The following is a 23,108-nucleotide window of genomic DNA, read 5'->3' on the forward strand; positions in this document are numbered from 1 at the left end:
CGGTGACTACGGCAATTCCCCCGCGACGTACGGCACTGTCCCCTCTCGCCCCCGATCCCGCCGCGATGCTTCGTAGATTCGAGATGCGGCGCCGGGTCCCGAGGGCTCCATGGGGATGTCGCCCAGACCCGGTGCCGTACACGCCCGCCCGATGTCAGTCCGCGCGAAGGGTGTCCAACGCCGCCTGAAGGTCGGCCGGATACGTCGAGGCGTACGTGACCCACTCACCGGTGGCAGGGTGCGAGAACGACAGCTCGTGCGCGTGCAACCACTGACGAGTCAGGTTCAGACGAGCCGACAGGGTGGGGTCTGCGCCGTAGAGCGGGTCCCCGACACACGGATGCCGATGCGCGGCCATGTGCACACGGATCTGATGTGTGCGCCCGGTCTCGAGGTGGATCTCCAGCAGCGAGGCTCCCGGGAACGCCTCCAGCGTCTCGTAGTGCGTGACCGAGTCCTTGCCGTCAGGGGTCACCGCGAACTTCCAGGAGTGATTCGGATGGCGCCCGATCGGGGCGTCGATCGTACCCGTGAGGGGGTCCGGGTGTCCCTGCACGACGGCGTGGTAGATCTTGTCGACCTCGCGTTCCTTGAACGCGCGCTTGAGTGCGGTGTAGGCCCGCTCCGACTTGGCGACGACCATGAGGCCGCTCGTGCCCACATCGAGCCGGTGCACGACTCCCTGTCGCTCGGCCGCGCCGGTCGTGGCGATCCGGAATCCCGCCGCGGCGAGGGCTCCGAGCACGGTCGGGCCCTCCCAGCCGAGGGAGGGATGCGCGGCGACACCCGTGGGCTTGTCGATGACGACGATGTCGTCGTCATCGTGCACGATCCCGAGCTCGGGCACCGCGAGCGGGACGACCGTCGGCTCCTGCTTCTCGACCCACGTGACGTCGATCATCTGGCCGGCGGTCAGCCGGTCGGACTTCGCCAGGGGGCGCCCGTCGACGACGACGCCGCCCGAGGCCGCGACCTCCGCGGCGAACGTGCGCGAGAATCCGAGCATCTTGGCCAGGGCCTGATCGACGCGGGCACCGTCGAGTCCGTCCGGGACCGGAAGCAGACGAGAGGGCATGTCAGGCGTCGCGGCGGTCGCCGCCCGCCTCCCGGTCGGCCTCTCGCTCGACAGCGCGCTGTTCGGCCTCCGAGAGCGGCGGCAGTCCGCGTTCGTCCCGCGGGATGCCCGCGTCCGGATTCGCGACGGGGAACTCGTCACCGAAGCCGGCGACGTCGCCACCGGGCGGCGTTTCGTCGCCCTCGCCGAGGATCGTGGATTCCTCCTCACGACCGCGGCGCGGCTCACGCGTTCCATCCATGTGCACCCCCACGAGTACGAGCAAAGCGACGGCAATCATGTCACCGACGATGAAGATGTCGGCGATGTTGTAGATCGCCGGCGACATGCCGGGGAAGAACCACATCCACGGCGTGTTGATGAAGTCGATCACATGCCCGACGGGGAACCCCGGCTCCCGAAAGAGCCGGTCGGTGAGGTTGCCGAGCACTCCGCCCAGGAGCAGTCCCATGACCACCGCCCACAGCCGCGAGCGGACGCGCGTGACGGCGAGCCAGACGATGACCCCCGCCACGGCGGCCAGTGCGATCGTGAAGATCCACGTGACGCCTTCACCGAGCGAGAAAGCCGCACCGGGGTTCTTGACCAGGTAGAAGCTCAGGAAGTCGCCGAAGACGGGAACCTGTTGCTGAAGCGGGAGGTTCTCCAGCGCGAGATGCTTGGAGAACTGGTCAGCGGCCAGCACCAGAGTCGCAAGGATCGCGACTGTGGCGCCGGCCGCCGGACGGGAGAATCGGCGCGTCAAGGCCGAGTTCAGACGCTGGACACGGGCGTCGCACCCGACGCGGTGCCCGTGGTCTCGAGGTCGCGAAGCTTGCCCTCGATGTAGCTGCGCAGTTGCGAGCGGTAGTCACGCTCGAACTGCTGGAGTTCGGAGATCCGCCCCTCGAGCGAGACACGCTCGCGGTCGAGCCGGGCCATCTCCTCGCGTCCGCGCGTCTCGGCATCCGAGACGATGCTCGCGGCCTGCGCCTGAGCCTCGGAGATGAGCTTGTCGCGCTGGGCGACGCCTTCGGCCACGTGCTCGTCGTGCAGGCGCTGGGCGAGTTCGATGATGCCGGCGGTGGCGGCGCTGGAGGGACCCGAGGCGTCAGCGGCGGCGGGAGCCTCGTCCTCGACGACCTCCACCACTTCTTCCTCGACCGCGGGGGTCTCGGCAGCCGGCGCTTCGGCGGCGCCCGCCTCGAGGGCTGCGACCTTCGCCTTCAGTTCTTCGTTCTCGGCGATCGTCTTGCGCCACTCGACGACGATCTCATCGAGGAAGTCATCGACCTCGTCGGGGTCGAACCCCTCCTTGAAACGGACATGCTGGAACTGCTTGGTGACGACGTCATCAGGAGTCAATGCCATGGTGATTCCTCTTTCGAGCGCTCAGGTCGCTGGCAATCTTTCATTCAGGCCCGGACCCGCGTGAGGGTAAGCCGAGTTCAGGTAAGCATAGTCGCGGCATCCGCCGCACGCAGGCACGCCGCGTCACGCAAGCATGAAGGCGCGCGTGACACTGAGCAAGATGAAGCACAGCAACATCGTCAGGGCGAATCCGAAGTCGATCGCGATGCCGCCGACCCGCAACGGAGGGATGAGTCGTCGGAAGAGTCGGATGGGCGGATCGGTGACGGTATAGACCACTTCAGCGGCCACGAGACCGGCGCCCTTGGGGCGCCACTCACGGTTGAAGAACGGCACCCACTCGAGGACGAGTCGCGCGAGCAGCACGATGAGGTAAAGGACGAGCGCGACGTTCAGGATCGTCGCGGCGAGACGGACGAGCTCCACGGTCAGGGCTGCGTGAACGGCACCGACTCCGGGTCGGCCTGCGCCACCGCACCGTCGCCGGAGACCGCGACGTTCTCGGGCGAGAGGAGGAATACCTTGCTCGTCACTCGCTCGATTCGACCGTAGAGGCCGAGGGACAGTCCACTCGCGAAGTCGATCAGGCGCCGCGCATCGGCATCACTCATCTGCGAGAGGTTGATGATGACCGGCACACCGTCGCGGAAGTTCTCGGCGATGACCTGCGCGTCGCGGTACTGCTTGGGGTGGACGGTGAGGATCTCACTCACGGCTGCCGGCGATGGCTGACGGACGACGGCGGGACGATGGATGGGGGTCACGGGCGCGGTCTTCTCCACGGTCGGTTCGCTGCTTCGCGTACGCTGCTGCTGCTGCGGCTCTTCGTACACTTCTTCTTCATCGGCAAGGCCGAGGTAGACCATCGTCTTCTTCAGTGGGTTCGACATCGCATCCTCCGTTTGCTCGTCTCTTCCGAGGCTAACCGCGCTCGGGCCGCGGGCCCGTGATTGCCGAACCGATCCGCAGGTGTGTCGCGCCCGCGGCGATCGCCTCGGCGAAGTCGCCGGTCATGCCCGCCGATATCCAGGACGCGTCCGGCACGACCGCGCGCACGCGCTCGCTGTATCGGGCGAGCCGTTCGAACGCCGACGCGGGCGCTTCGTCGAGGGGTGCGACCGCCATGACACCGCGGACGCGGAGTGTCGCGCACGTGGCGGTGTGCTCGGCGAGTGCGCGGATGTCCGCTGGGGCGACGCCACCACGCCCGGGGTCTTCGGTCATGTTCACCTGCAGCAGAACCTCGAGCACCGGCGAGTCCGGTCCCGCCGCTGCGTCGAGGGCATCGGCGACGCGTTGTCGATCGACGGAGTGAACGACGGATGCGGCTGACCGTACGGCCCGCGCCTTCTTGGTCTGCAACTGACCGATGTAGTGCCATGTCACGGCAAGGTCGGGCAGCTCGCCGTGCTTCGCGGTGAGTTCCTGTTGACGGTTCTCTCCGACATCCTCCACGCCCAGCGACGCGAGGTCGCGCACGAGAGCGGCGGGGTGGAATTTGGTCACGACGATGCGCGTGAGATCGGACGATGCCCGCCCGACCGCACGCGCGGCGTCGGCGATACGCCCGTCTACCGCCGTCAAACGGTCGCGGAGCGCAGCGACGGGGTCAGCGGACGTCGGCATGGACACCTCGTCGAGCCCGCTGCACCCGGCGCACGCTCACTTGAGGAAGTCGGGGATGTCGAGGTCGTCGTCCGAAAACGCCGAGTCGAAACCCGTGTCGGGCACGGTCGCGCTGACCGAGACCGGCTCAGGCGCCTCGGCGGACTCGCTCTCTCCGGCGGCCTCGGGCGCCGTAGCCACGGGCGCGGCCGGCGCGACCGGTGGCGCGACGATCCGCGACGTGGTCATCGGCTCGATGCGCGCCTGAGGCTCGCCGCCGTCGAATCCCGCCGCGATCACGGTGACCCGCACCTCGTCACCGAGCGTGTCGTCGATGACGGTTCCGAAGATGATGTTGGCCTCGGGGTGCGCGGCCTCCTTCACGAGCTGCGCCGCATCATTGATCTCGAAGATGCCGAGGTTCGATCCGCCCTGAATCGACAGCAGCACACCGTGAGCGCCTTCGATCGACGCCTCCAACAAGGGCGATTCGACCGCGAGCTCGGCGGCCTTGATCGCGCGGTCCGCGCCGCGCGCGGAACCGATGCCCATGAGCGCCGATCCCGCACCCTGCATGACCGACTTGACATCGGCGAAGTCGAGGTTGATGAGGCCAGGGGTCGTGATGAGGTCGGTGATGCCCTGCACACCGGCGAGGAGCACCTGATCGGCTGTCGCGAAGGCCTCGATCATGGAGATTCCGCGATCGCTGATCTCGAGGAGGCGGTCGTTCGGCACGACGATGAGCGTGTCGACTTCATCCTTCAGCGACGCAACGCCCGTCTCGGCCTGCTGCTGGCGGCGACGACCCTCGAACGAGAACGGCTTGGTGACGACACCGATCGTGAGCGCGCCGATCGACTTGGCGATCTTGGCGACGACGGGAGCGCCGCCGGTGCCGGTTCCACCGCCCTCACCGGCGGTGACGAAGACCATGTCGGCGCCGCGAAGGGCCTCTTCGATCTCTTCGGTGTGGTCCTCAGCAGCGCGGCGCCCGACTTCGGGGTCTGCGCCCGCCCCGAGCCCGCGCGTGAGTTCGCGACCGACGTCGAGTTTGACGTCGGCGTCGCTCATCAGCAGCGCTTGCGCGTCGGTGTTCACCGCGATGAACTCCACGCCGCGCAATCCGAGCTCGATCATTCGATTGACGGCGTTCACGCCGCCGCCGCCTACACCGACCACCTTGATGACCGCGAGGTAGTTCTGGTTCTGGCTCATGCCGGCCTCCGTCTCCCGAACCAAACATTCAACCTCTACTTGAGGTTTAAAGAATTACCTGGTATGCAATTCCTGAATCGAAGGTAAGCGGAGCGACCTGTGTGGCCGTGAAACCCGTGGGCGTGTCGCGGCATCCGATCAGCGGACGACGACCGCGGACGGCGACGAGACGTCGTACTCGGACACGCTGCCCAGCGGGCGCGAGATCATGACCTTCTCCAGAGCGAGCGCCTTGTCAGCGGAATCGCTGGCACTCCCCCACACGATGTCGGTGCCGGTCTCGCCCAGGTGCAACCGCACATCGTTCGGCGAGGTTGCGGTGACGGCGGTCACGAGCGGTCGCAGACTTTCCGGAAGCGACCGGATGACGAGGCCCGCCGCATCGAAGGCCGCATCGTCGACACCCCCGTCCACGCGCACGACGGGAGCGTCGCTCCCCGGCTCTGCCGTGGTCGCGAGGCCCACGCCGGCAGCGTCGACCAGCGTGAATCCCGCCTCAGACTCGACGTACCCGATCGGCGTGCGTTCGACGATGCGGACGACCAAGCCGTGGGGAGGCCGCGCTTCGAGCGTGTACGTCTCGACGAGCGGGAAACCGACGAGCGCAGCCTTGACCGCACTCTCGTCGACGAGCGCAAGCGGCGTCCCGATCTGCCCGGTGAGCGCCTCCTCGACCTCGGTGGCGTCCAATCGATCCGCGCCGACCACCGTGATGTCCTCAACGGCGAACAGCGGACTGTACGCGGCCCCGAAGGTCGCCGCCACCAAGAGCAGGAGCGAGGCGGCGATGCCGGCCCACATCAGTCGACGCCGGCGTTGGCGCGCGGTGAACCGTCGCACCTCCGAGCGCAGAGCGCGCCGGCGCGCACGGGCGGCCGCCCAGACATCCCGCGCGCCGATCGACTCCTGCGGACCGGCTGTGGCGCCGTCCGGCTCTGGCGACACGACCTCGCTCGCGTCGGCGTCACGGTTCACCGCGCGCTTCAGCTGCTCCGCATCCAACGGCACGATCGGCGCCGTCGGCTGCTCGTCCTGCGTCGTCGACACCGGCGCGGGGGGCGTGCGCGCATCTGCGCCGGCGGCCGTGACCGCGGACTCGCCCCTCGCCGGCGCGTGCTCGACGGTGTCATCCCGCACATCGTCCGCGGATGGATTACGCGGCGGCTGCTGCGGCAGGGGCGTCGGCCGTCGCACGACTACTCCGCGGCGACCGGGCGCCCGAGCGCGTCGAGGAGCTGCGGGACGATGAGATTGACGTTCCCGCATCCGAGAGTCACGACGAAGTCGCCGTCGCGCGCGACGGAGGCCGTGTAGTCAGCGGCTTCTTGCCAGTCGGCGACGAAGGCGACGTGCTCGGGGTTCTCGAACGCCTCGCTCACGAGAGCACCCGTGACACCGTCGACGGGGTCTTCGCGCGCACCGTAGACGTCGAGGACGACGGTGTGATCGGCGTGCGACTCGAGGACGTCGGCGAACTCTTGGAACATCGCCTGCGTCCGCGAGTAGGTGTGCGGCTGGTGGACGGCGATGATGCGCCCCTCTCCGACGACCGTTCTCGCCGCCGCGAGCGCCGCGGCGACCTCGGTCGGATGATGGGCGTAGTCGTCGTAGACGCTGACTCCGCGTACGACATCGTGCAGCTCGAAGCGACGAGCCGTCCCCTCGAACCCCTCGACGGCTCGGGCCGCGTCGAGCACGTCGTGACCCAGCGCGATCAAGACTCCGACGGCACCCGCCGCGTTGACGGCGTTGTGTGCACCCGGAACCGACAGCTGCACCGACGCCGCGGCGACCCCGTGGCGGACGGTGAACGACACGGGGCCGTCGGTGACGATGTCCGTCACCCGAACGTCGGCAGTCGGCGCCTCGCCGAACGTCAGGACTCGCTCGTGGGTGATGCGCTCCCGCAGGGCCACGGCACCGGGATCATCCGCCGAGATGACGACCGCTTCTCGGGCCGCGTTCGCGAACTCGGCGAAGGCGGCATCGAAGGCATCCCGCGACCCCCAATGATCGAGGTGATCGGGGTCCACGTTCGTCACGAGCGCGATCGAGGTGTCATAGAGCACGAACGTGCCGTCGGATTCGTCGGCCTCGATCACGAAGACGTCGTCGGATCCGGTGGCGCTCGGAACGCCGAGCTGCGCGATCACCCCGCCGTTGACGAACGTCGGGTCGTCGCCGAGCCGTTGCAGAGCTGTGACGATCATCCCGGTCGAGGTGGTCTTGCCGTGCGCCCCGGCAACCGACACGAGACGGCGCCCACCGATGAGCCAGTGCAGCGCCTGGCTGCGGTGGATGACGTGCAGCCCGCGCTGCTTGGCCAGGACGAACTCCGGATTCTCGGGCCAGATCGCGCCCGTGTGGATCACGGTGTCGACGTCGGCGGCGAGATTCGCCGCGTCATGACCGACGTAGACCGTCGCTCCTCTCTCCGCCAGGCGGCGAAGTCCCGGACTGTCGGCGCGGTCCGAGCCGGAGACCCGGATGCCGCGGTCGAGGAACATCGCGGCGAGACCGGACATGCCCGATCCGCCGATTCCGATGAAGTGGGCGGACTCGATCGCCTGTGGGATCGGAAGCGTGAGGTCTGGTCGGATCATGGCCCGTCAATCCTAAGTCGCCGCGTGCGTGTCGCGGCCTCGCCGCGCGGGCGGCGACCACCCCGCAGGCGAACCGCTCCGAGCGCGCCCCCGTCCCGCGCGTGCCCCCACCCCGCGCTTCCGCCCGCTGCCACGTTGGCCCGTCGTTCCCGAGGAGATCTGCCGTCGTGCGGACCGATGCCCACGAACCCCTCCGCTCGAACGCAGATCTCCTCGCGAAGGACAGGCAGATCCGGTTTGTATTGACGCATTGATACAAAAGCCGTACAAAAGAGCCATGGACGGCTCAATCCACATCCCCTTCGAGGTCTTCAACGCTCTTCTCCTCGCGTTGTTCGCCGTCGTTCCGATCGTCGCGCTCGTCATCACTGCGAACCCTGAGTGGGGCGATGCCCGGGTCGCGCAGCTGTCGCTACGCGCTCGCTTACCGCTCGGGCAGGACACCACCCGTCGCAGCCTCCGTCAGCGCTCGCGTGCCCTCCTTCGCGCCAACATGTGGGGCCTCCTCGCAACCATGCTCGTCTTCGGATCGATCACCTTTCTCACCCCGCTCGGCACGAGCCCGTTCATGGGATGGTTCCTCGCGCTCGCGATTCTCTTCGTCGTGGTGACGGGCTGTTCCGCGATCGTCACGACCCGAGAACGACTCTTCTCTCCCGCGCCCGCTGCGCCGCGCGTCGCACGCGCGCAGACTCTCACCGTGCGCGAATACGTCGGCCGCTGGCGCGCCGCGCTGCCGATCGTGCTTCTTGTCTGCGCGGCAATTCTCGGCGTCGCCGCGGGTATCGCGATCATTCTCGGCGCGATCCCACGGTCGTACGCTCCATGGCTCGCTGCCACCGGCGCTCTCGCCGTCGCAGCCACAGTCGCGGGATGGGCGATCGAACGGCGCATCTTGGCGCAACCCCAGCCGGCGTCGGACACGCTCGAGCTCGCCTGGGACGATCTGTTCCGCACCGATGCCCTCGCGACTCTGCGCATGGGCGCCGCCATGGTGGCATGGTTGCCTGTCGGCCTCGCAACCGCGCTGCTGGTGCTCGCAGCCATCCCCTTCGCCACAGCCGAGTCCATACTGGGACTCTTTCCGTGGTTCGGCATCCCCCTCCTCCAGGTCATCTACGCGATAGGGCAGAACCGGCTCGCGCCCCGCCTCTATCCCGACTTTCTGCGGACTGGACCGGCAACGGCATGATCGTCATCGACCCACGCTCTCCGCTCCCGCCGTTCGAGCAGCTGCGGGCGCAGTTGCTCGACTCCGTCGCTTCGGGCGCACTCGCCCCGGGCGCGAAGCTTCCGACCGTGCGCCGACTCGCCGAAGACCTCGGACTCGCCCCGGGCACGGTCGCACGGGCCTACCGCGAACTCGAGACGGCAGGGATCATCGAGACCCGCGGACGCAACGGCACCTTCGTGTCCCCGCAGGGCGATCCGGCCCACCGGGAAGCACAGCGTGCCGCGGCGGCATTCGCTGAGCAGGTCCGCGCACTGCGCCTCGACCCCGACGATGCCCTCGCGATCGTCACTGCCGCGCTGCGCGGCCCCGAGTCATCGACGACATGACCCCGCCGGTCAGCCGGCGAGGCTCTCGTCGATGAGGGCGACGACGTTCTCGGCGCCGTCCCGGATTCCGACGCGGCCGGCGGCTTCCCGCATCCGTTCGCGTGCCTCGTCGTCTTGCAGCAGCGGAACGATCTCGGACCGAACGCGATCCGGGGTGAACTGCCCGTCGGGAATCACCCGCGCCGCCCCCGCGGCGACCGCCGAAGAAGCGTTGAGCGCCTGCTCACCGTTGCCGACGGCGTACGGCACGTAGACACACGGGATGCCGAGGGCGCTGATCTCGCTGACGGTCGCGGCGCCGGCGCGCGAGACGATGAGATCGGCCAGCGCGAAGGCAAGGTCCATCCGGTCGACGTAGCGACGCATCGCGTACCCCTCGACGGCGGGGTCGGCCAGCTCCGAGCGCTCCCCCGTGACGTGGAGCAGTTGCCATCCCGCATCCAGGACGTCGCGCCACGACCCCTCGAAAGCCATGTTCAGCCGCAGGGCGCCCAATGATCCCCCGAAGACCAGGAGCGTCGGCTTCGCGGGGTCAAGCCCGAAGTGCGCGGCGGCCTCGTCCCGAAGTGCGCCGCGATCGAGATCGACGATCTCGCGTCGAAGCGGCATTCCCACGACACGTCCGTGGCGCAGCGGAGTTCCCTCGAAGGCAACCCCGACCGCGGCGGCGCGGCGCGCGCCCAGCACGTTCGCCAGACCCGGCTTGGCGTTCGCTTCGTGGACGACGAAGGGGATCCGTGCACGACGGGCCGCGACGTACGCGGGTGCGGACGCGTAGCCGCCGAAGCCGACCACGACGTCGACGTGGCGGTCGCGGATGATCTCGCGCACCTGCCGCAACGCCCGCCGGAAACGGCCTGGGAACACCACCGCGTCGCGGTTCGGGCGACGCGGGAAGGGCACCTTGTCGACCAAGACGAGCTCGTACCCCCGATGCGGCACCAGGCGCGCCTCCAGTCCCTCGCGCGTCCCGAGCACGAGGATCTGCGCTTCGGGCTCGCGGGCCCGCAACACGTCGGCGACGGCCAGAAGCGGATTCACGTGACCGGCGGTGCCGCCGCCGGCGAGCAGGTACGTGCGGACGGGGACGGAAGAACTCACCCAGAGATCTTCGCACGCGGCGTGCGACGCCCCTGCGTCACACGCGTCGCCGACGGCGTGGGCAACGCGCGTGCGAACGCCAGCAGCGCCCCACATGCCAGCAACACCGACACCAGCGAGGTTCCCCCTTGCGACATGAACGGCAGGGGCACACCCAGCACGGGGAAGACCCGCAGGACGACCCCGATGTTGATGAGCGCCTGCCCGATGATCCACACGGTGATACCGCCGGCGACGATGCGCACGAAAGGATCGTCGGTCTTGCGCACGATGTGGAACGCGCCGACGGCGAACAGCGCGAACAGAGCGAGGACGACGGCGCACCCGATGAGACCGAGCTCTTCACCGACGATCGCGAAGATGTAGTCGTTCTCGGCTGCCGGAAGCCACGCGTACTTCTCACGTGAGTTGCCGAGCCCCAGACCGAAGATTCCGCCGCCGGCGAGCCCCCAGATGCCGTGGAGCGGCTGGTAGCAGTCACCGAGATAGTCGTCGAGGCAGTTCACGTTGAGGAAACTCATGAACCGTCGCACGCGGTCGGGGCTCGTGATCGCGAGGACGGCGACCAGGCCTGCTGCCAGGATCGCGGGGAGCACGAAGATCCGCAGCTTCACGCCGGAGAAGAACAGTCCGCCGAGCACGATGAGCACCAGCACCATCGCCGTACCGAGATCGTCGCCGGCCATGACCGTCGCGATCACAAGGATCGACACGGGCACGAGCGGGATGAACACGTGCCGCCACAGACCGAGCAGGGTCTGTTTGCGATAGAGCACGTAACCGACCCACATCGCGAGCGCGAGCTTGAGGAACTCGGACGGCTGAGCCTGGAAACCGGCGATCTGAATCCAGTTGCGGTTTCCGTTCGCCTCGACACCGAGCGGCGTGAAGACGAGGAGTTGGAGCACCGTCGCCCCGATGAGCGCAGGCCAGGCGGCGCGCTTCCAGAACGTGATCGGCAACCGACTGGCCACGAACATCAGAGGAATGCCGATGACAGCGAAGACCGCCTGACGCGCCACCGAATCGAACGGCGATCCGCCCGAGGCCGTCGAGTTGGCCGACGTCGCCGAGAGGATCATCACGAGTCCGAAGATCGTCAGCAGGAGCGCCGTCGAGGCGATGAGCAGGAACTCGCTCGGCACGGGGGCGAATACGCGACCCAACGACACGCGGGCCGCAAGACCGCGCGATCGCTCGCCGTTAGGCCGTTGCGACGCCGGGGTCGGAGTCGTCTGCGTCAACGCTCCCCCTCCCGAGCCGTGCGTTCACAGCGGCGGCGAAGAGCCGGCCGCGGTCTGCGTAGGACGCGAACTGGTCGAACGACGCCGCGGCAGGGGCGAGTAGAACCACGTCCCCGTCACGAGCTACCGCCGCCGCCAGTTCGACGACCCGTGCCATGACGTCTTCAGTTTCGGTGTGGTCGACCTCGAACAGCGGCACCTGCGGCGCGTGTCGCTCGAACGCGGCGACGACCGCCGCCCGCTCCGTTCCGATCACGATCGCCGCTTTCGATGCCGCGCCGCGCTCGGCCACGAGCGACGAGATGTCGACACCCTTCAACAGGCCACCGACGATCCACACGGCGCCGGGGTAGGCCGCCAGCGACGACCCTGCCGCATGCGGGTTGGTCGCCTTCGAATCGTCCACCCAGGAGACGCCGTCGGCGACGGCGACCACCTCGATCCGGTGTGGGTCCAGACGAAACGCGCGCAGGGCGTCACGGATCGCCTGGGGAGAGACATCGAGCGAACGTGCCAACGCAGCCGCAGCGAGGATGTTCGCCGCGATATGCGGGGCGGACAGCCCGACTTCGGCAAGATCGTCGACCGTGGTCAGTTCCAGCGCGCTCGTGCGACGGTCCTCGAGGAAGGCACGGTCGACGAGGATGCCGTCGACCACCCCGAGGTCGCTCGGTCCCGGTACGCCGAGATCGAAGCCGATCGCGCGTGCACCTTCGACGACCTCGGCGTCTTCGACCATGGCGAGGGTCGCCGCATCCGCTTTGTTGTAGACGCATGCGACGCGCGTGTTGTCGTACACGTGGGCCTTGGCCGCACGATAGTCCTCGAACGAGCCGTGCCACTCGAGATGGTCATCGGCGAGGTTCAGGCACACCGCGGCGTGGGGTGAGAGCGGTTCGGGACCTGTCTGCAGGCCGAGATACCAGAGTTGGTGGCTCGACAGCTCCACGACGAGCACGTCGAAGCCTCCGGGGTCACGCACCGCGTCGAGCACGGGCGTGCCGATGTTGCCGACCGGCGCCGCACGGAGGCCGCCCTCGACGAGCATCGTCGCGGCAAGTCGGGTCGTCGTCGTCTTTCCGTTCGTGCCGGTCACGAGAACCCAGTCCGCGGGCGACCCGTCAGCGCGCACGACCTTGTCGCGCACGCGCCAGGCGAGTTCGACGTCGCCCCACAGCGCGATCCCGTTCTCGCGGGTCCACGCGACGAGCGGATGCCGGGGCGAGAAACCGGGTGAGGCGACCACCACGTCGGGTGCGAAATCGGTCACGGCCGCGGGAACCTCGTCCACAGGGCCGGTCCAGAGCGTCACTCCGATGACGGGGAGCAGCGGGGCGTACTGTTCATCGGCTCGCTCGGTGACCACGAGCACCTCGGCGCCGAGTTCGGCGAGGGTGTCCGCGACCGAGAACCCGGTGACCGACAAGCCCAGGACGACGACCTTGAGACCGGTCCAGTCCGCGTGCCAACTCGTGAGCGTGTCGAGCCGCACGCCGCTCACGCGCGCACCAGCCACTCGACGTAGAAGAATCCGACGCCCATGACGGCGAGCATCCCCGCGATGATCCACATGCGCACGACGATCGTGATCTCGGACCAGCCGCGCATCTCGAGGTGGTGATGGAAGGGACTCATGAGGAACAGGCGCTTTCCTCGCGTGAGTCGGAAGTAGAGCCGCTGCAGGATGACCGATCCGGGACCGATGATGAACACGCCGGCCACGAGCACGGCGAGCAACTCGGTGCGCGTGAGGACCGCCATCGCCGCGATGACACCGCCGATCGCCATCGATCCGACATCGCCCATGAACACCTGTGCCTTCGGGGCGTTCCACCACAGGAATCCGACGAGGGCGCCGATGAAGGATGCGGAGATGATCGCCAGGTCGAACGGGTCACGCACGTCGTAGCACGCGGCACCCAGGTCGGGAGAGAGCGCCGAACCGCTGCACGCCTGGTTGAACTGCCAGAACGCGATGAGGCTGTACGCGCCGACGACGAACACCCCGGCGCCGGCGGCCAGTCCGTCCAAGCCGTCGGTGACGTTGACCGAGTTCGAGAATGCCACGCCGATGAAGGTGATCCACAGCAAGTACAGGATGGTTCCGACGACGACGCCGAGCGTCATGAAGCCGAGCCACGGCACGTCTCGGAACACCGAGATGTACGGCGACGCCGGTGTCTGGCCTGCCGCGTTCGGGAACATCAAGGCGACGATGCCGAACGGGACCGCCACCAGCACCTGCCCGAGGACCTTGCGCCAGCCACTCAACCCGAGGCTGCGCTGGCTGCGCACCTTCATGAAGTCGTCGATGAACCCGACGGCACCGAATCCGACCATCATCCAGACGACGAGCCATCCCGAAATCGTCGGCGGATTCGCTCCGACGAACGTACCGACGAGGTATCCGACGATCGTGCCGGCGATGAAGATCGTGCCGCCCATCGTCACGGTGCCGCGCTTGGCGCTGTGGCTGGGGTTGTGGACGTTCTCGGGGGTGCGGATCACCTGACCCCAGCCCCACGCGCGGAAAAGCCGCAAGAAGACAGGAGTGAGGAAGAGCGTGAACGCGAGCGAGATCGCCGCCGCCGTCAGAAGTGATCTCACGAGAAGTAGCCTCCCAGACGATCGCCCAAGAACCGCAGACCCGCCGAGTTCGAGGACTTCACGAGAACGCGATCACCGTCGCGCAACTCACCGACGAGGTAGTCGTAGGCCTCATCCGGCGAACCGAAGAACACCACTTCGTCGCTCCATGACCCCTCCGCGACCGCGGCGAGATACAGCCGGCGCGCCTCAGATCCGACGACGACGATGCGCGGGATACGCAGACGCACGGCGAGCTCACCGATGCGATCGTGTTCCTCCCCGGCGTACTCGCCGAGTTCACTCATCGCGCCGAGCACGGCGACCATCCGCTCGTGCGGCGCCGTGATCTGCGCGAGCGTGCGCAGCGCCGCCGTCATCGAGTCGGGACTGGCGTTGTAGGCGTCGTTGATGATGCGAACGCGATCGGAACCCATCGGCTGCATCCGCCAGCGCTCGGCGAGCTCGACGCTCTCCAACCGCTCGATGCAGACCCGGGCGGGCACCCCCAATGCCGTGGCCGCAGCGATCGCCGCGAGTGCGTTCATGACGTGGTGTTCGCCGAGCACCCGCAGCCGCAGCGGCGCGGTGTCACCGTCGACGCTCACTTCGCAGGCGGTGCCCGACGCGGTCACCTCGGTGTTCCGGGCCTGAACCGCGACGTCGCCGCGTCCGAACCAGCGCACATCGACGCCGCGTTCCTCGGCGAGCGGTGCCATCGCCGCCACGCGGGGGTCATCGGCGTTGAGCACGGCCAGTCCCCCGGGCCGGAGCGCATGGATGAGTTCGGATTTGGCCGCGAACGTCGCCTCGATGCCCCCGAATCCACCGGCGTGGGCCATGCCGACCATGAGAACGATGCCGATGTCCGGTTCGACCAGACCCGCCAGGCGTGCGATCTCGCCGGGCGCGCTGGCTCCGAATTCGCTCACGAGGAACCGTGTGGACCGGGTCACCCGCAGCATGGTCAGGGGAGCCCCGACCTCGTTGTTGAACGAGGCCCGCGGCGCGACCGTTTCGCCCTCGTCCTCGAGAATCCTCGCAAGGAGGTTCTTCGTCGTCGTCTTGCCGTTCGACCCCGTGATCCCCACGATGCGCAGGTCGCCGCTTGCTCGCACCGCGGCGACGACGGCGCGGGCGAGATCGGCGAGGGCGTCCACCGCATCCGGCACGACCACCTGCGAGATCGGCTCGTCGACCATCCGCTCGACGATCGCGAGGACCGCGCCCTTCTCGCGAGCCGCCGCGATGAACAGGTGCCCATCCGTGGTCTCACCGGGTTTGGCGACGAAGATCCCTCCGGGTTCCATCAGCCGCGAATCGGTGTCGAGGACGCCGTCGACGACGGTATCCGGCGAGTCATCGCCGTGAAGGTGGAGTCGTCCGCCGACGTGGCGGGTGAGGTCTTCGAGTGTGAGCGCGATCATGGTGTTCCGGCCGGGTCGGGCGGCGCTCAGCCGAACTTCGGGAGCATCGTCGGCGCCGCGGTCGAAGGCATCACCCGATAGTGCTTGAGCACCTGGGTCATCGCTTTCTGGAACGCGGTCGCGTTGGCCGCAGACGACTTTACCCGCGTCGGCTCGTCGAGGGTGACGACCACGACGTACTCGGGGTCTTCGATGGGTGCCATGCCGATCATCGTGGTGTAGTACGCGCCGGCTTTGTAGCGTCCGGTCGCCGGGTCGAACTTCTCGCCTGTTCCCGTCTTGCCCCCCACGCGGTAGCCGGGAATCTCCAGCACATCGGCCATCGAGCTCTGGAGGAAGACGTTCTCGAGGATCTCGCGGGTCTGCGTCGCCGTCTGCTCGCTGACGACACGCACCGGCTCCCCCGCCTCGGGTTCGACGACGGTGCCGTCCGACATCGTGCACGATTCGACCAGTGAGAGCGGCATCCGCACGCCGTCGTTGGCGATCGCGGCGTACGCTCCGGCGAGCTGGGGCATCGTGGTGGTGAGGCCCTGTCCGTACGACGTGTTGTACACCGTCTGGTTGTCCCACTCCGCGACGGGGTGCACGACGCCGGGCTCCTCCCCCGGAAAGTCGACGGCGGTGTCCTGACCGATGCCGAAGTTTGTGAAGTAGTCATAGCGGGTCTGGTTGTCGACGCGCTCGCTGAAGTGCGAGATGCCGGCGTTCGATGAATCGATCAGCACTCCCGCCAGCGTGTAGGTGTAGGCCTCGTGTCCGAAGGCGTCCCGCACGACGGCGCCATTGGCGAACGTCTCGTATCCCGACGAGACGACCGTCGACGTCGGCGTCTGCCCGCCGGCATCCATCACCGTCGCTGCCGTCAACGTCTTGAAGGTCGACCCCGGTTCGAATGTGCCGCGGAAGATCCGGCTCGACCGATCATCGGCATCCGATGCACCGACGTCGTTGGGATCGACGCTCGGATACTCCGCCGCAGCCCGGATCTTTCCGGTCGCCGTCTCAAGCACGAGGACGGCGCCGCTGAGCGCGCCCATGTCTTGCGCCTGCTCGGCGATCAGCTGCTGCATGTACCACTGGAGGTCGCGGTCGATCGTCAGTTGCAGGGTTCCGCCGTCCACGGCCGGAACCTCTCGGTCGGTGCCCGGAATCGTGACACCGTCCTTTCCCCGAAGGTAGGACCGTTCGCCGTCGGTGGCCGCGAGACACTGATCCTGCGACAGCTCGAGGCCTTCGAGAGCGACGCCGTCCGACCCCATGAACCCGACGAGGTTGCCGCCGACGGCGCCGTCGGGATAGGTGCGCGCCGGCTGAGCCTGACAGTAGAGGTACGGCATCGACAGTTCGGCGATCTGCCGGTACTCGCCGGTCGACACCCCGTCGGCCAGCGGCGCATAGCGTGACTCCGGGTCTTCTGCGAGGGCGTCGCCGAGGATCGACTGAACGTCGTCGACCTCGAAATCGAGGATGGCCGCGAGCTCGACCGAGATACGCGACCACGGCTGCGCGTCGGAGTCACCGGATGCGATCGACGAGTCGATCTGCGTCACCAGGAGCGGGTCGAGCTGGCAGTCGTATTCGAGGATGCTGCCCGCAAGGACCTGCCCAGACGCATCCACGATCGACCCGCGTGTTCCGTAGAGAGGCTGCTCGGCACCGAACGCGCGTTCATGAGAGTCCGAGATGTGCTCGTCCGCATTGACGACCTGGATATCGACCAACCGCACGACGAAGACGCCGAGGACGGCCAGCACGACCGCGAGCGCGACGACCGTGCGCCGTCGACGACTGCGCGTGCTGTGGGTGTGCATGACTCAGTGTGTGCTCGGAGTGGGCAGACCGTCGGTGATCGGCGGCGGAGTGTTGGATACTGCGCCGGTGAGATCGGCCGGCGTCTCGGTCGGCTTGTTCTTGATGCTCGTCTCAGGGGCGGTGATGAGCGGAGTCTCGTCGATGAGCATGTTCGCGACCGCCCCACGGTTGACCGCGTCGATCGAGGAGATCCACTCGGCAGCGCGGCCGGAGCCCAAGAGCGCACCGTCACTCAGCCGCAGGTAGCTCGGCGACTCGTCGATGACCATGCCGAGCGCGGCGGCGTTGGCCGCGAGGTATTGCGGCGAGCTGAGCCCGGCGAGCTCGTCGGTGAGGATCTGACGGTCCCACGTGAGCTCGCGGTGCTCCTGGGTCAACGCCGAGATCTCGTATGACGACTGGGTCGTGAGAAGCGAAAGGCCCATCTGACCCGCTCCGATGAGAAACGCACCCGCGACGGCGACGATGCCGTAGATCAGACGTGGCCGCCGCCGACGCGCGGGCGCGCTGACGACCTGCAGCTCACGGCGCGGGTCGTCTTGGATGCGTGATGGGCGCGCGGGAAGCGCGGTGGCGAGTGCGTCGAGGCTCATACCGCCTCCCTCACACGCTCGGCCGCCCGCAGGCGCACCGGCGTGGCCCGGGGGTTTCGGGCACGTTCGTCATCGGCGGCGAGTTCCGCACCCTTGACCAGGAGGCGGAAGCGGGGCGCGTGCTCGGGGAGTTCGACGGGCAACCCGCGCGGCGCGGTGGAACGCGAGGCATCCGCGAACGCGTGCTTGACGAGCCGGTCTTCGAGCGACTGGTACGACATGACGACGATGCGTCCGCCGACGGGCAGCGTGGCCATCGCGTCGGGGATCGCGCGCTCGAGCACCGAGAGCTCACGGTTCACCTCGATGCGCAGCGCCTGGAAGACGCGCTTCGCGGGGTGTCCGGTGCGCTGCGCGGCCTGCGGAGTCGCGGCGACCAGAACATCCACGAGCCGGCCGGAGCGGTCGATCGGCGCCTCACTCCGCGCGGCGATGATGGCGCGCGCGTAGCGTCCGGCCAGCTTCTCCTCGCCGTAGCGCTCGAAGATCCGACGAAGATCTCCCTCGCCGTACTCGGCGATGATGTCGGCAGCGGTCGTCCCCGCCGTCTGATCCATGCGCATGTCCAACGGCGCATCCTGCGAGTACGCGAACCCGCGATCGGCGACATCCAGCTGGAGCGAGGAGACACCCAGGTCGAACAGGATGCCGTCGGCGTGATCGATACCGGCTCCCGACAGGGCCTCGGCCAGTCCGTCGTAGACGGTGTGCACGAGGATGACACGGTCACCGAATCGTGCGAGGCGCTCGCCCGCGATGCGAAGGGCATCGGTGTCGCGGTCCAGGCCCACCAGCCGGATGCCGGGGAAGCGCTCCAGGAATGCCTCAGCGTGGCCTCCCATGCCGAGCGTCGCATCCACAAGCACCGCGCCGTCGTCTGCGAGCGCAGGCGCGAGCAGGTCGATGCAGCGATCGAGCAGGACCGGGGTGTGGATGTCGCGCAGGTTCATGGTGTGGCGGGCCGGGGACCCTCCTCCCTGATCCCCATCCGCTCGACCTGGCACCGGGGAAGTGTGTCAGGGCATAGCAGCTGGGAGTCAGGGATGAGGGGCCTCAGAACAGGCCCGGGATCACCTCCTGCTCGAGTTCTGCGTAGCTTTCTTCGTTGGATGCGGCATAGGCGTTCCACGCATCCGCATTCCAGATCTCGGCGTGGGCACCGACACCGGTCACGACCAACTCGCGCTCGAGCCCCGCATAGGAGCGCAGCGGCGGCGGGATGGTGATGCGGTTCTGACTGTCGGGCTTCTCCGCGCTGGCACCGGACAGGAACATGCGCAGGAAGTCACGGGCGGACTTGTTCGCCAGCGGTGCCTCGCGGATGCGCTCATGCACGCGCTCGAACTCTGTGGTGCTGAAGACGTAGAGGCAGCGATCTTGTCCGCGAGTCACGACGACACCCCCACCGAGGTCGTCGCGGAATTTCGCCGGAAGGATGACGCGCCCTTTGTCGTCGAGCTTCGGAGTGTGCGTGCCGAGAAGCATCGGTTCACCACTCCCCCCTTTGATCCGGCCCCCGCTGGAGTCGGCACCACTTTACTCCACTTCCCTCCACTTTGCTATCGATTTCTTCCCGCGATCTCCCCAGCGCGCCCGCAAGGGCACGCCACGTGCCTCGCGGACGCAAAAAAAACACCGGCCCGAAGGCCGGTGTTCATGACTGGTGAGGTGGAGGGGTCAGCGCTCCCCTTGACGCTTGTCCCATCGATCGTTCATGCGATCCATGAACGACGCCCCCGCTGCGGGCGTGCGGGTCGGGCCGGCAGTCCTCGGTGTCGAGGACTTCGACAGGCCACGCATCGGGGTCACGGCGAAGACCACGCCACCGAGCATGAGGATGAAGCCGATGATGCCGACCGCGATCAGCGGAATGGCGACACCCACGACGATGCCGCCGAGACCGAGGAGCACGAGGATCGTGCCGTACACGATGTTGCGGTAGCTCAGTGTGCGGCCGTCGGTCGGCGCGCTGACGACATCGGCATCGTTGCCCATGAGATGACGTTCCATCTCATCGAGCAGACGCTGCTCCTGTTCGGAGAGTGGCATGCGTCCCCCTCGTGTCTCCGGGTGTCAGACGATTCTACGCGTCGCCTCCGTTACTAGGCTAGGCCCGTGACACCCTCTCCGGATCCCGTCGAAGCGGTTTCCCAGCGACTCGACACCTTCTTCTCGTCTCAGCGAGCCTCGACATCCGGGTTCGGCGCCGAATCGGCGCTCCTCGTGGATGCCGGCGCCGATGCCCTGTCGGGAGGAAAGCGCCTCCGCGGACGCTTCTGCGTCGCGGGGTGGAGGGCAGTGGAGGGAGCTGCGGCATCCGTCGATGTTCTCCCGGTCGACCTCGTCACCGCAGCGGCAGCCCTCGAGGTGTTCCACGCCGCCGCGCTCGTGCACGACGACATCATCGACAACTCCGACACCCGACGCGGTCGCCCCGCCGCCCATCGGGCTCTCGAGGCTGTGCACCGCGACCGTGGGTGGGCGGGTGATCCCTCAGCCTTCGGTCGCTCATCGGCGATCCTGCTCGGCGACCTACTCGTTGCCTGGAGCGACGACCTCTTCGAAGACGGGCTGCGCGCGACCACGCCCGAGCGGGCGTCCGCCGCCCGCCACGAGTACGCGATCATGCGGCGCGACGTGACGATCGGACAGTTCCTCGACGTCGCCGAAGAATCCGCGTTCGTGACTGAGCCCGACGAGCGACATGCGGCACGCGCCCTCAACGTCGCGTCGTTGAAGTCGGCGCGATACTCCATCCAACAGCCGCTTGCGATCGGCGCCGCGCTGGCAGGAGCCGACGCCGCGCAGCACGCCGCACTCGCCGCTTTCGGGCATCCGGTCGGCATGGCCTTCCAGTTGCGTGACGACGTACTCGGTGTCTTCGGCGACGAGTCGCAGACCGGAAAGCCGTCTGGAGACGATCTGCGAGAGGGGAAGCGCACCGTGCTCATCGCCTACGCGCGAGAACGGCTCGCCTCCCCCGCCCGGCGCGTCATGGACGAACTCGTCGGCGACGCGACCCTGGACGCCGGGCAGATCGCCGCTCTTCAGCAGACGATCATCGACACGGGGGCACTCGAACGGGTCGAAACCCTCATCGGCGACTACGTCCGCGCGGCGGAGCGTGCTCTCGACGGCGCGCGACTGGACAACGCCGCCGTCTCCGATCTGCGCGACCTCGCCCGCGCAGCGGCGATGCGTTCGTCCTGAGGGACGACTCCGCGCGATCTCAGCGACTCACGCCAGTGTCTGCGCGACGCGACGCACCTCGCTCTTGCGACCAGCGGTGAGCGCTTCGATCGGCGCGACCCCGAGGGACTCTTCGGGCGTGAGAAGCCACTCGATGGCCTCGTCGTCCGAGAAGCCGGCGTCATGGAGGACGATCACGGTTCCCCGGAGTGAGCTCAGCGCGTGCCCGTCGACCACGAAGACGGCGGGCACTCTGAGGGTTCCGCCACGGCGCGTACCGATGAGGTGGAAGTCGTCGAGCAGTCTGCGGACACGGCTGAGCGGCTCACCGAGAACCTCGACGAGTTCGGGCACCGTGAGCCAGTCGGTCGGAATGGGCTGTGCGTCGGTGGCGGCGGTCACGCCCCCAACTATTCCACTTCCGAACGCGATCGGATCCCGCTGGCCCGCCGCGTCCTCGACTCTCTGAATCACATCAGTCACAGCAGTCACGTGTGTTATCAGGAGTTGACAGGAATCAGCATCCGTGACACGGTTTCGGGGTCGAGAAAGGGGGGCTCTCGTGCCACTCGACCCCATGCGGCGCCGGGGTGCGCTCGCCGTCCAGACCGCCGTCGCCGGCTCGGTCGCGCTGACGCTGAGCGCCGCACCGGCCCTTGCAGCCGAACCCACCGCCCGCGAACGGGAGAGCCGCCAGCTCGATGTGGCCTTCGCCGATCTCCGCGCCGCCGTCTCCCAGGCGATGACCGCACACGCCGCGGCACCGACGCACTACACGGTGGTCGCAGGAGACACCGTCAGCACCATCGCTGCACGCTTCGGTGTGCGTACGGCCGACGTGCTCGCCCTCAACGGGCTGACGTGGTCGGCGACGATCTACCCCGGACAGACGCTCCTCCTGCGGGGATCCGCGACGGGGCCGACCGAGGTCACATCCCCGACGACGCACACCGTGGTCGCCGGGGAGAGCCCGTTCTCGATCGCGCAACGCCACGGAGTCACGACCGACGATCTCCTGGACGCCAATGCGCTCACGCGGGATTCGCTCATCCATCCCGGACAACAGCTCACCGTTCCGGGGGCGCCGGTCCGCGCGTCGACGGCCGCTCCCGCGCCGTCCGCCTCCGCGTCGCACACCGTCACCGCGGGTGACACCGTCAGCGCCATCGCGCAGCGCCACGGGATCACCACCGACGCCGTCCTGGCCGCCAACGGCCTGTCACGCTCCTCGATCATCTACCCCGGGCAGACCCTCACGATCCCGACGTCCTCCACGTCCCGGGCGTCGACCGCGAGCATCGCCGGACTCGACTCCGAACAGATCGCGAACGCCCGCATCATCATCCAGGTCGGTCGCGAACTCGGTGTCTCCGATCGCGGGATCGCGATCGCCCTCGGCACGGCGATGCAGGAGTCATGGATCCGCAACCTCGATTGGGGCGACCGCGACTCTCTCGGCCTCTTCCAGCAGCGCCCGAGCACCGGGTGGGGAACGGCCGCGCAAATCCGAGACCCGTACCGGTCCACGCGCGTCTTCTTCGGCGGGTCGAGCGATCCCAACGGGACCGCGACCCGCGGCCTGTTGGACATCCCCGGTTGGCAGTCCATGTCGTTCGCCGAGGCCGCCCAGGCTGTGCAGATCTCGGCATACCCGGATCGTTATGCGCGATGGGAGCAGCCCGCCTACGCGTGGCTCGCCGCACTCGGATGATGCCGCGCGCGCGTCCGGTCCGTCCTGTGGA

General features: G+C 68.0%; 24 protein-coding genes. 4 read left to right on the plus strand and 20 right to left on the minus strand.

Going from position 1 to position 23,108, the window contains the following annotated elements; all coding sequences use genetic code 11:
• Window positions 1-154: 154 nt before the first annotated feature.
• The 9 genes from ACFQZV_RS10690 to murC all read right to left on the minus strand — a co-directional run bounded on the left by ACFQZV_RS10690 (window position 155) and on the right by murC (window position 7,851).
• On the minus strand, window positions 155-1,075 hold the full coding sequence (locus ACFQZV_RS10690) for an RluA family pseudouridine synthase (protein ID WP_378749366.1): 921 nt from the start codon (window positions 1,073-1,075) through the stop codon (window positions 155-157).
• Window position 1,076: 1 nt separating this feature from the next.
• Window positions 1,077-1,775, minus strand: a complete 699-nt coding sequence (gene lspA / locus ACFQZV_RS10695) for a signal peptidase II (protein ID WP_378749722.1) — start codon at window positions 1,773-1,775, stop codon at window positions 1,077-1,079.
• A gap of 53 nt (window positions 1,776-1,828) precedes the next feature.
• Window positions 1,829-2,425 (minus strand): DivIVA domain-containing protein, encoded by a 597-nt coding sequence (locus ACFQZV_RS10700; protein ID WP_378749368.1) that lies wholly within the window; start codon window positions 2,423-2,425, stop codon window positions 1,829-1,831.
• Window positions 2,426-2,548: 123 nt separating this feature from the next.
• Window positions 2,549-2,851: a YggT family protein gene (locus ACFQZV_RS10705; protein WP_378749370.1), complete on the minus strand. Its 303-nt coding sequence runs from the start codon at window positions 2,849-2,851 to the stop codon at window positions 2,549-2,551.
• 2 nt (window positions 2,852-2,853) lie between these two features.
• Window positions 2,854-3,315: a cell division protein SepF gene (locus ACFQZV_RS10710; RefSeq protein ID WP_378749372.1), complete on the minus strand. Its 462-nt coding sequence runs from the start codon at window positions 3,313-3,315 to the stop codon at window positions 2,854-2,856.
• 31 nt (window positions 3,316-3,346) lie between these two features.
• Window positions 3,347-4,051, minus strand: coding sequence for a YggS family pyridoxal phosphate-dependent enzyme (locus ACFQZV_RS10715; protein WP_378749374.1), 705 nt, complete (start codon window positions 4,049-4,051; stop codon window positions 3,347-3,349).
• A gap of 36 nt (window positions 4,052-4,087) precedes the next feature.
• On the minus strand, window positions 4,088-5,248 hold the full coding sequence (ftsZ, locus tag ACFQZV_RS10720) for a cell division protein FtsZ (protein ID WP_378749376.1): 1,161 nt from the start codon (window positions 5,246-5,248) through the stop codon (window positions 4,088-4,090).
• 138 nt (window positions 5,249-5,386) lie between these two features.
• Window positions 5,387-6,385 carry an FtsQ-type POTRA domain-containing protein gene (locus ACFQZV_RS10725; protein ID WP_378749378.1) on the minus strand — a complete coding sequence of 333 codons (999 nt, stop codon included), beginning with the start codon at window positions 6,383-6,385 and terminating at the stop codon, window positions 5,387-5,389.
• A gap of 59 nt (window positions 6,386-6,444) precedes the next feature.
• Window positions 6,445-7,851 carry a UDP-N-acetylmuramate--L-alanine ligase gene (gene murC / locus ACFQZV_RS10730; protein ID WP_378749380.1) on the minus strand — a complete coding sequence of 469 codons (1,407 nt, stop codon included), beginning with the start codon at window positions 7,849-7,851 and terminating at the stop codon, window positions 6,445-6,447.
• A gap of 277 nt (window positions 7,852-8,128) precedes the next feature.
• Between murC and ACFQZV_RS10735 the strand changes: the two genes are divergently transcribed.
• Together ACFQZV_RS10735 and ACFQZV_RS10740 are read left to right on the plus strand one after the other, a co-directional pair.
• Window positions 8,129-9,043 (plus strand): hypothetical protein, encoded by a 915-nt coding sequence (locus ACFQZV_RS10735; RefSeq protein ID WP_378749382.1) that lies wholly within the window; start codon window positions 8,129-8,131, stop codon window positions 9,041-9,043.
• Complete coding sequence (locus ACFQZV_RS10740) at window positions 9,040-9,411, plus strand: GntR family transcriptional regulator (protein WP_378749384.1); 372 nt, start codon at window positions 9,040-9,042, stop codon at window positions 9,409-9,411. Before ACFQZV_RS10735 ends, ACFQZV_RS10740 begins: the two co-directional genes overlap by 4 nt.
• 9 nt (window positions 9,412-9,420) lie before the next feature.
• Here ACFQZV_RS10740 and murG read toward each other — a convergent pair whose 3' ends face one another.
• The 10 genes from murG to ACFQZV_RS10790 form a co-directional block, all read right to left on the minus strand.
• Window positions 9,421-10,512 (minus strand): undecaprenyldiphospho-muramoylpentapeptide beta-N-acetylglucosaminyltransferase, encoded by a 1,092-nt coding sequence (gene murG / locus ACFQZV_RS10745; protein ID WP_378749386.1) that lies wholly within the window; start codon window positions 10,510-10,512, stop codon window positions 9,421-9,423.
• On the minus strand, window positions 10,509-11,756 hold the full coding sequence (gene ftsW / locus ACFQZV_RS10750; protein ID WP_378749388.1) for a putative lipid II flippase FtsW: 1,248 nt from the start codon (window positions 11,754-11,756) through the stop codon (window positions 10,509-10,511). Before ftsW ends, murG begins: the two co-directional genes overlap by 4 nt.
• On the minus strand, window positions 11,716-13,257 hold the full coding sequence (gene murD, locus ACFQZV_RS10755) for a UDP-N-acetylmuramoyl-L-alanine--D-glutamate ligase (RefSeq protein WP_378749390.1): 1,542 nt from the start codon (window positions 13,255-13,257) through the stop codon (window positions 11,716-11,718). Before murD ends, ftsW begins: the two co-directional genes overlap by 41 nt.
• Window positions 13,254-14,363: a phospho-N-acetylmuramoyl-pentapeptide-transferase gene (gene mraY, locus ACFQZV_RS10760; RefSeq protein WP_378749392.1), complete on the minus strand. Its 1,110-nt coding sequence runs from the start codon at window positions 14,361-14,363 to the stop codon at window positions 13,254-13,256. The genes murD and mraY overlap by 4 nt, the downstream gene beginning before the upstream one ends.
• On the minus strand, window positions 14,360-15,769 hold the full coding sequence (locus ACFQZV_RS10765) for a UDP-N-acetylmuramoyl-tripeptide--D-alanyl-D-alanine ligase (RefSeq protein WP_378749394.1): 1,410 nt from the start codon (window positions 15,767-15,769) through the stop codon (window positions 14,360-14,362). Before ACFQZV_RS10765 ends, mraY begins: the two co-directional genes overlap by 4 nt.
• A gap of 26 nt (window positions 15,770-15,795) precedes the next feature.
• The gene (locus ACFQZV_RS10770) at window positions 15,796-17,583 is read right to left on the minus strand and encodes a peptidoglycan D,D-transpeptidase FtsI family protein (protein ID WP_378749396.1); all 1,788 of its coding nucleotides are present in this window, start codon (window positions 17,581-17,583) and stop codon (window positions 15,796-15,798) included.
• 3 nt (window positions 17,584-17,586) lie between these two features.
• Window positions 17,587-18,177 carry a hypothetical protein gene (locus ACFQZV_RS10775; RefSeq protein ID WP_378749399.1) on the minus strand — a complete coding sequence of 197 codons (591 nt, stop codon included), beginning with the start codon at window positions 18,175-18,177 and terminating at the stop codon, window positions 17,587-17,589.
• A complete protein-coding gene (gene rsmH / locus ACFQZV_RS10780; RefSeq protein WP_378749401.1) occupies window positions 18,174-19,127 on the minus strand; it encodes a 16S rRNA (cytosine(1402)-N(4))-methyltransferase RsmH in 954 nt (317 codons plus the stop codon). The genes ACFQZV_RS10775 and rsmH overlap by 4 nt, the downstream gene beginning before the upstream one ends.
• 103 nt (window positions 19,128-19,230) lie before the next feature.
• A complete protein-coding gene (gene mraZ, locus ACFQZV_RS10785; RefSeq protein WP_378749403.1) occupies window positions 19,231-19,662 on the minus strand; it encodes a division/cell wall cluster transcriptional repressor MraZ in 432 nt (143 codons plus the stop codon).
• Window positions 19,663-19,854: 192 nt separating this feature from the next.
• Window positions 19,855-20,226 (minus strand): DUF3040 domain-containing protein, encoded by a 372-nt coding sequence (locus ACFQZV_RS10790; RefSeq protein ID WP_378749405.1) that lies wholly within the window; start codon window positions 20,224-20,226, stop codon window positions 19,855-19,857.
• Window positions 20,227-20,292: 66 nt separating this feature from the next.
• Between ACFQZV_RS10790 and ACFQZV_RS10795 the strand changes: the two genes are divergently transcribed.
• Entirely contained in the window at window positions 20,293-21,387 is a 1,095-nt protein-coding gene (locus ACFQZV_RS10795; RefSeq protein ID WP_378749407.1) for a polyprenyl synthetase family protein, read from the plus strand.
• A 27-nt stretch (window positions 21,388-21,414) separates the two neighbouring features.
• Here the strand turns inward: ACFQZV_RS10795 and ACFQZV_RS10800 are convergent, their stop codons facing one another.
• Complete coding sequence (locus ACFQZV_RS10800) at window positions 21,415-21,768, minus strand: Rv2175c family DNA-binding protein (protein WP_378749409.1); 354 nt, start codon at window positions 21,766-21,768, stop codon at window positions 21,415-21,417.
• Between the two features lie 175 nt (window positions 21,769-21,943).
• Between ACFQZV_RS10800 and ACFQZV_RS10805 the strand changes: the two genes are divergently transcribed.
• Entirely contained in the window at window positions 21,944-23,077 is a 1,134-nt protein-coding gene (locus tag ACFQZV_RS10805; RefSeq protein WP_449288948.1) for a LysM peptidoglycan-binding domain-containing protein, read from the plus strand.
• Window positions 23,078-23,108: the final 31 nt, after the last annotated feature.

Source organism: Microbacterium koreense (assembly GCF_042677105.1).
In the GTDB taxonomy this organism is placed as follows: Bacteria; Actinomycetota; Actinomycetes; order Actinomycetales; family Microbacteriaceae; genus Microbacterium; species Microbacterium koreense.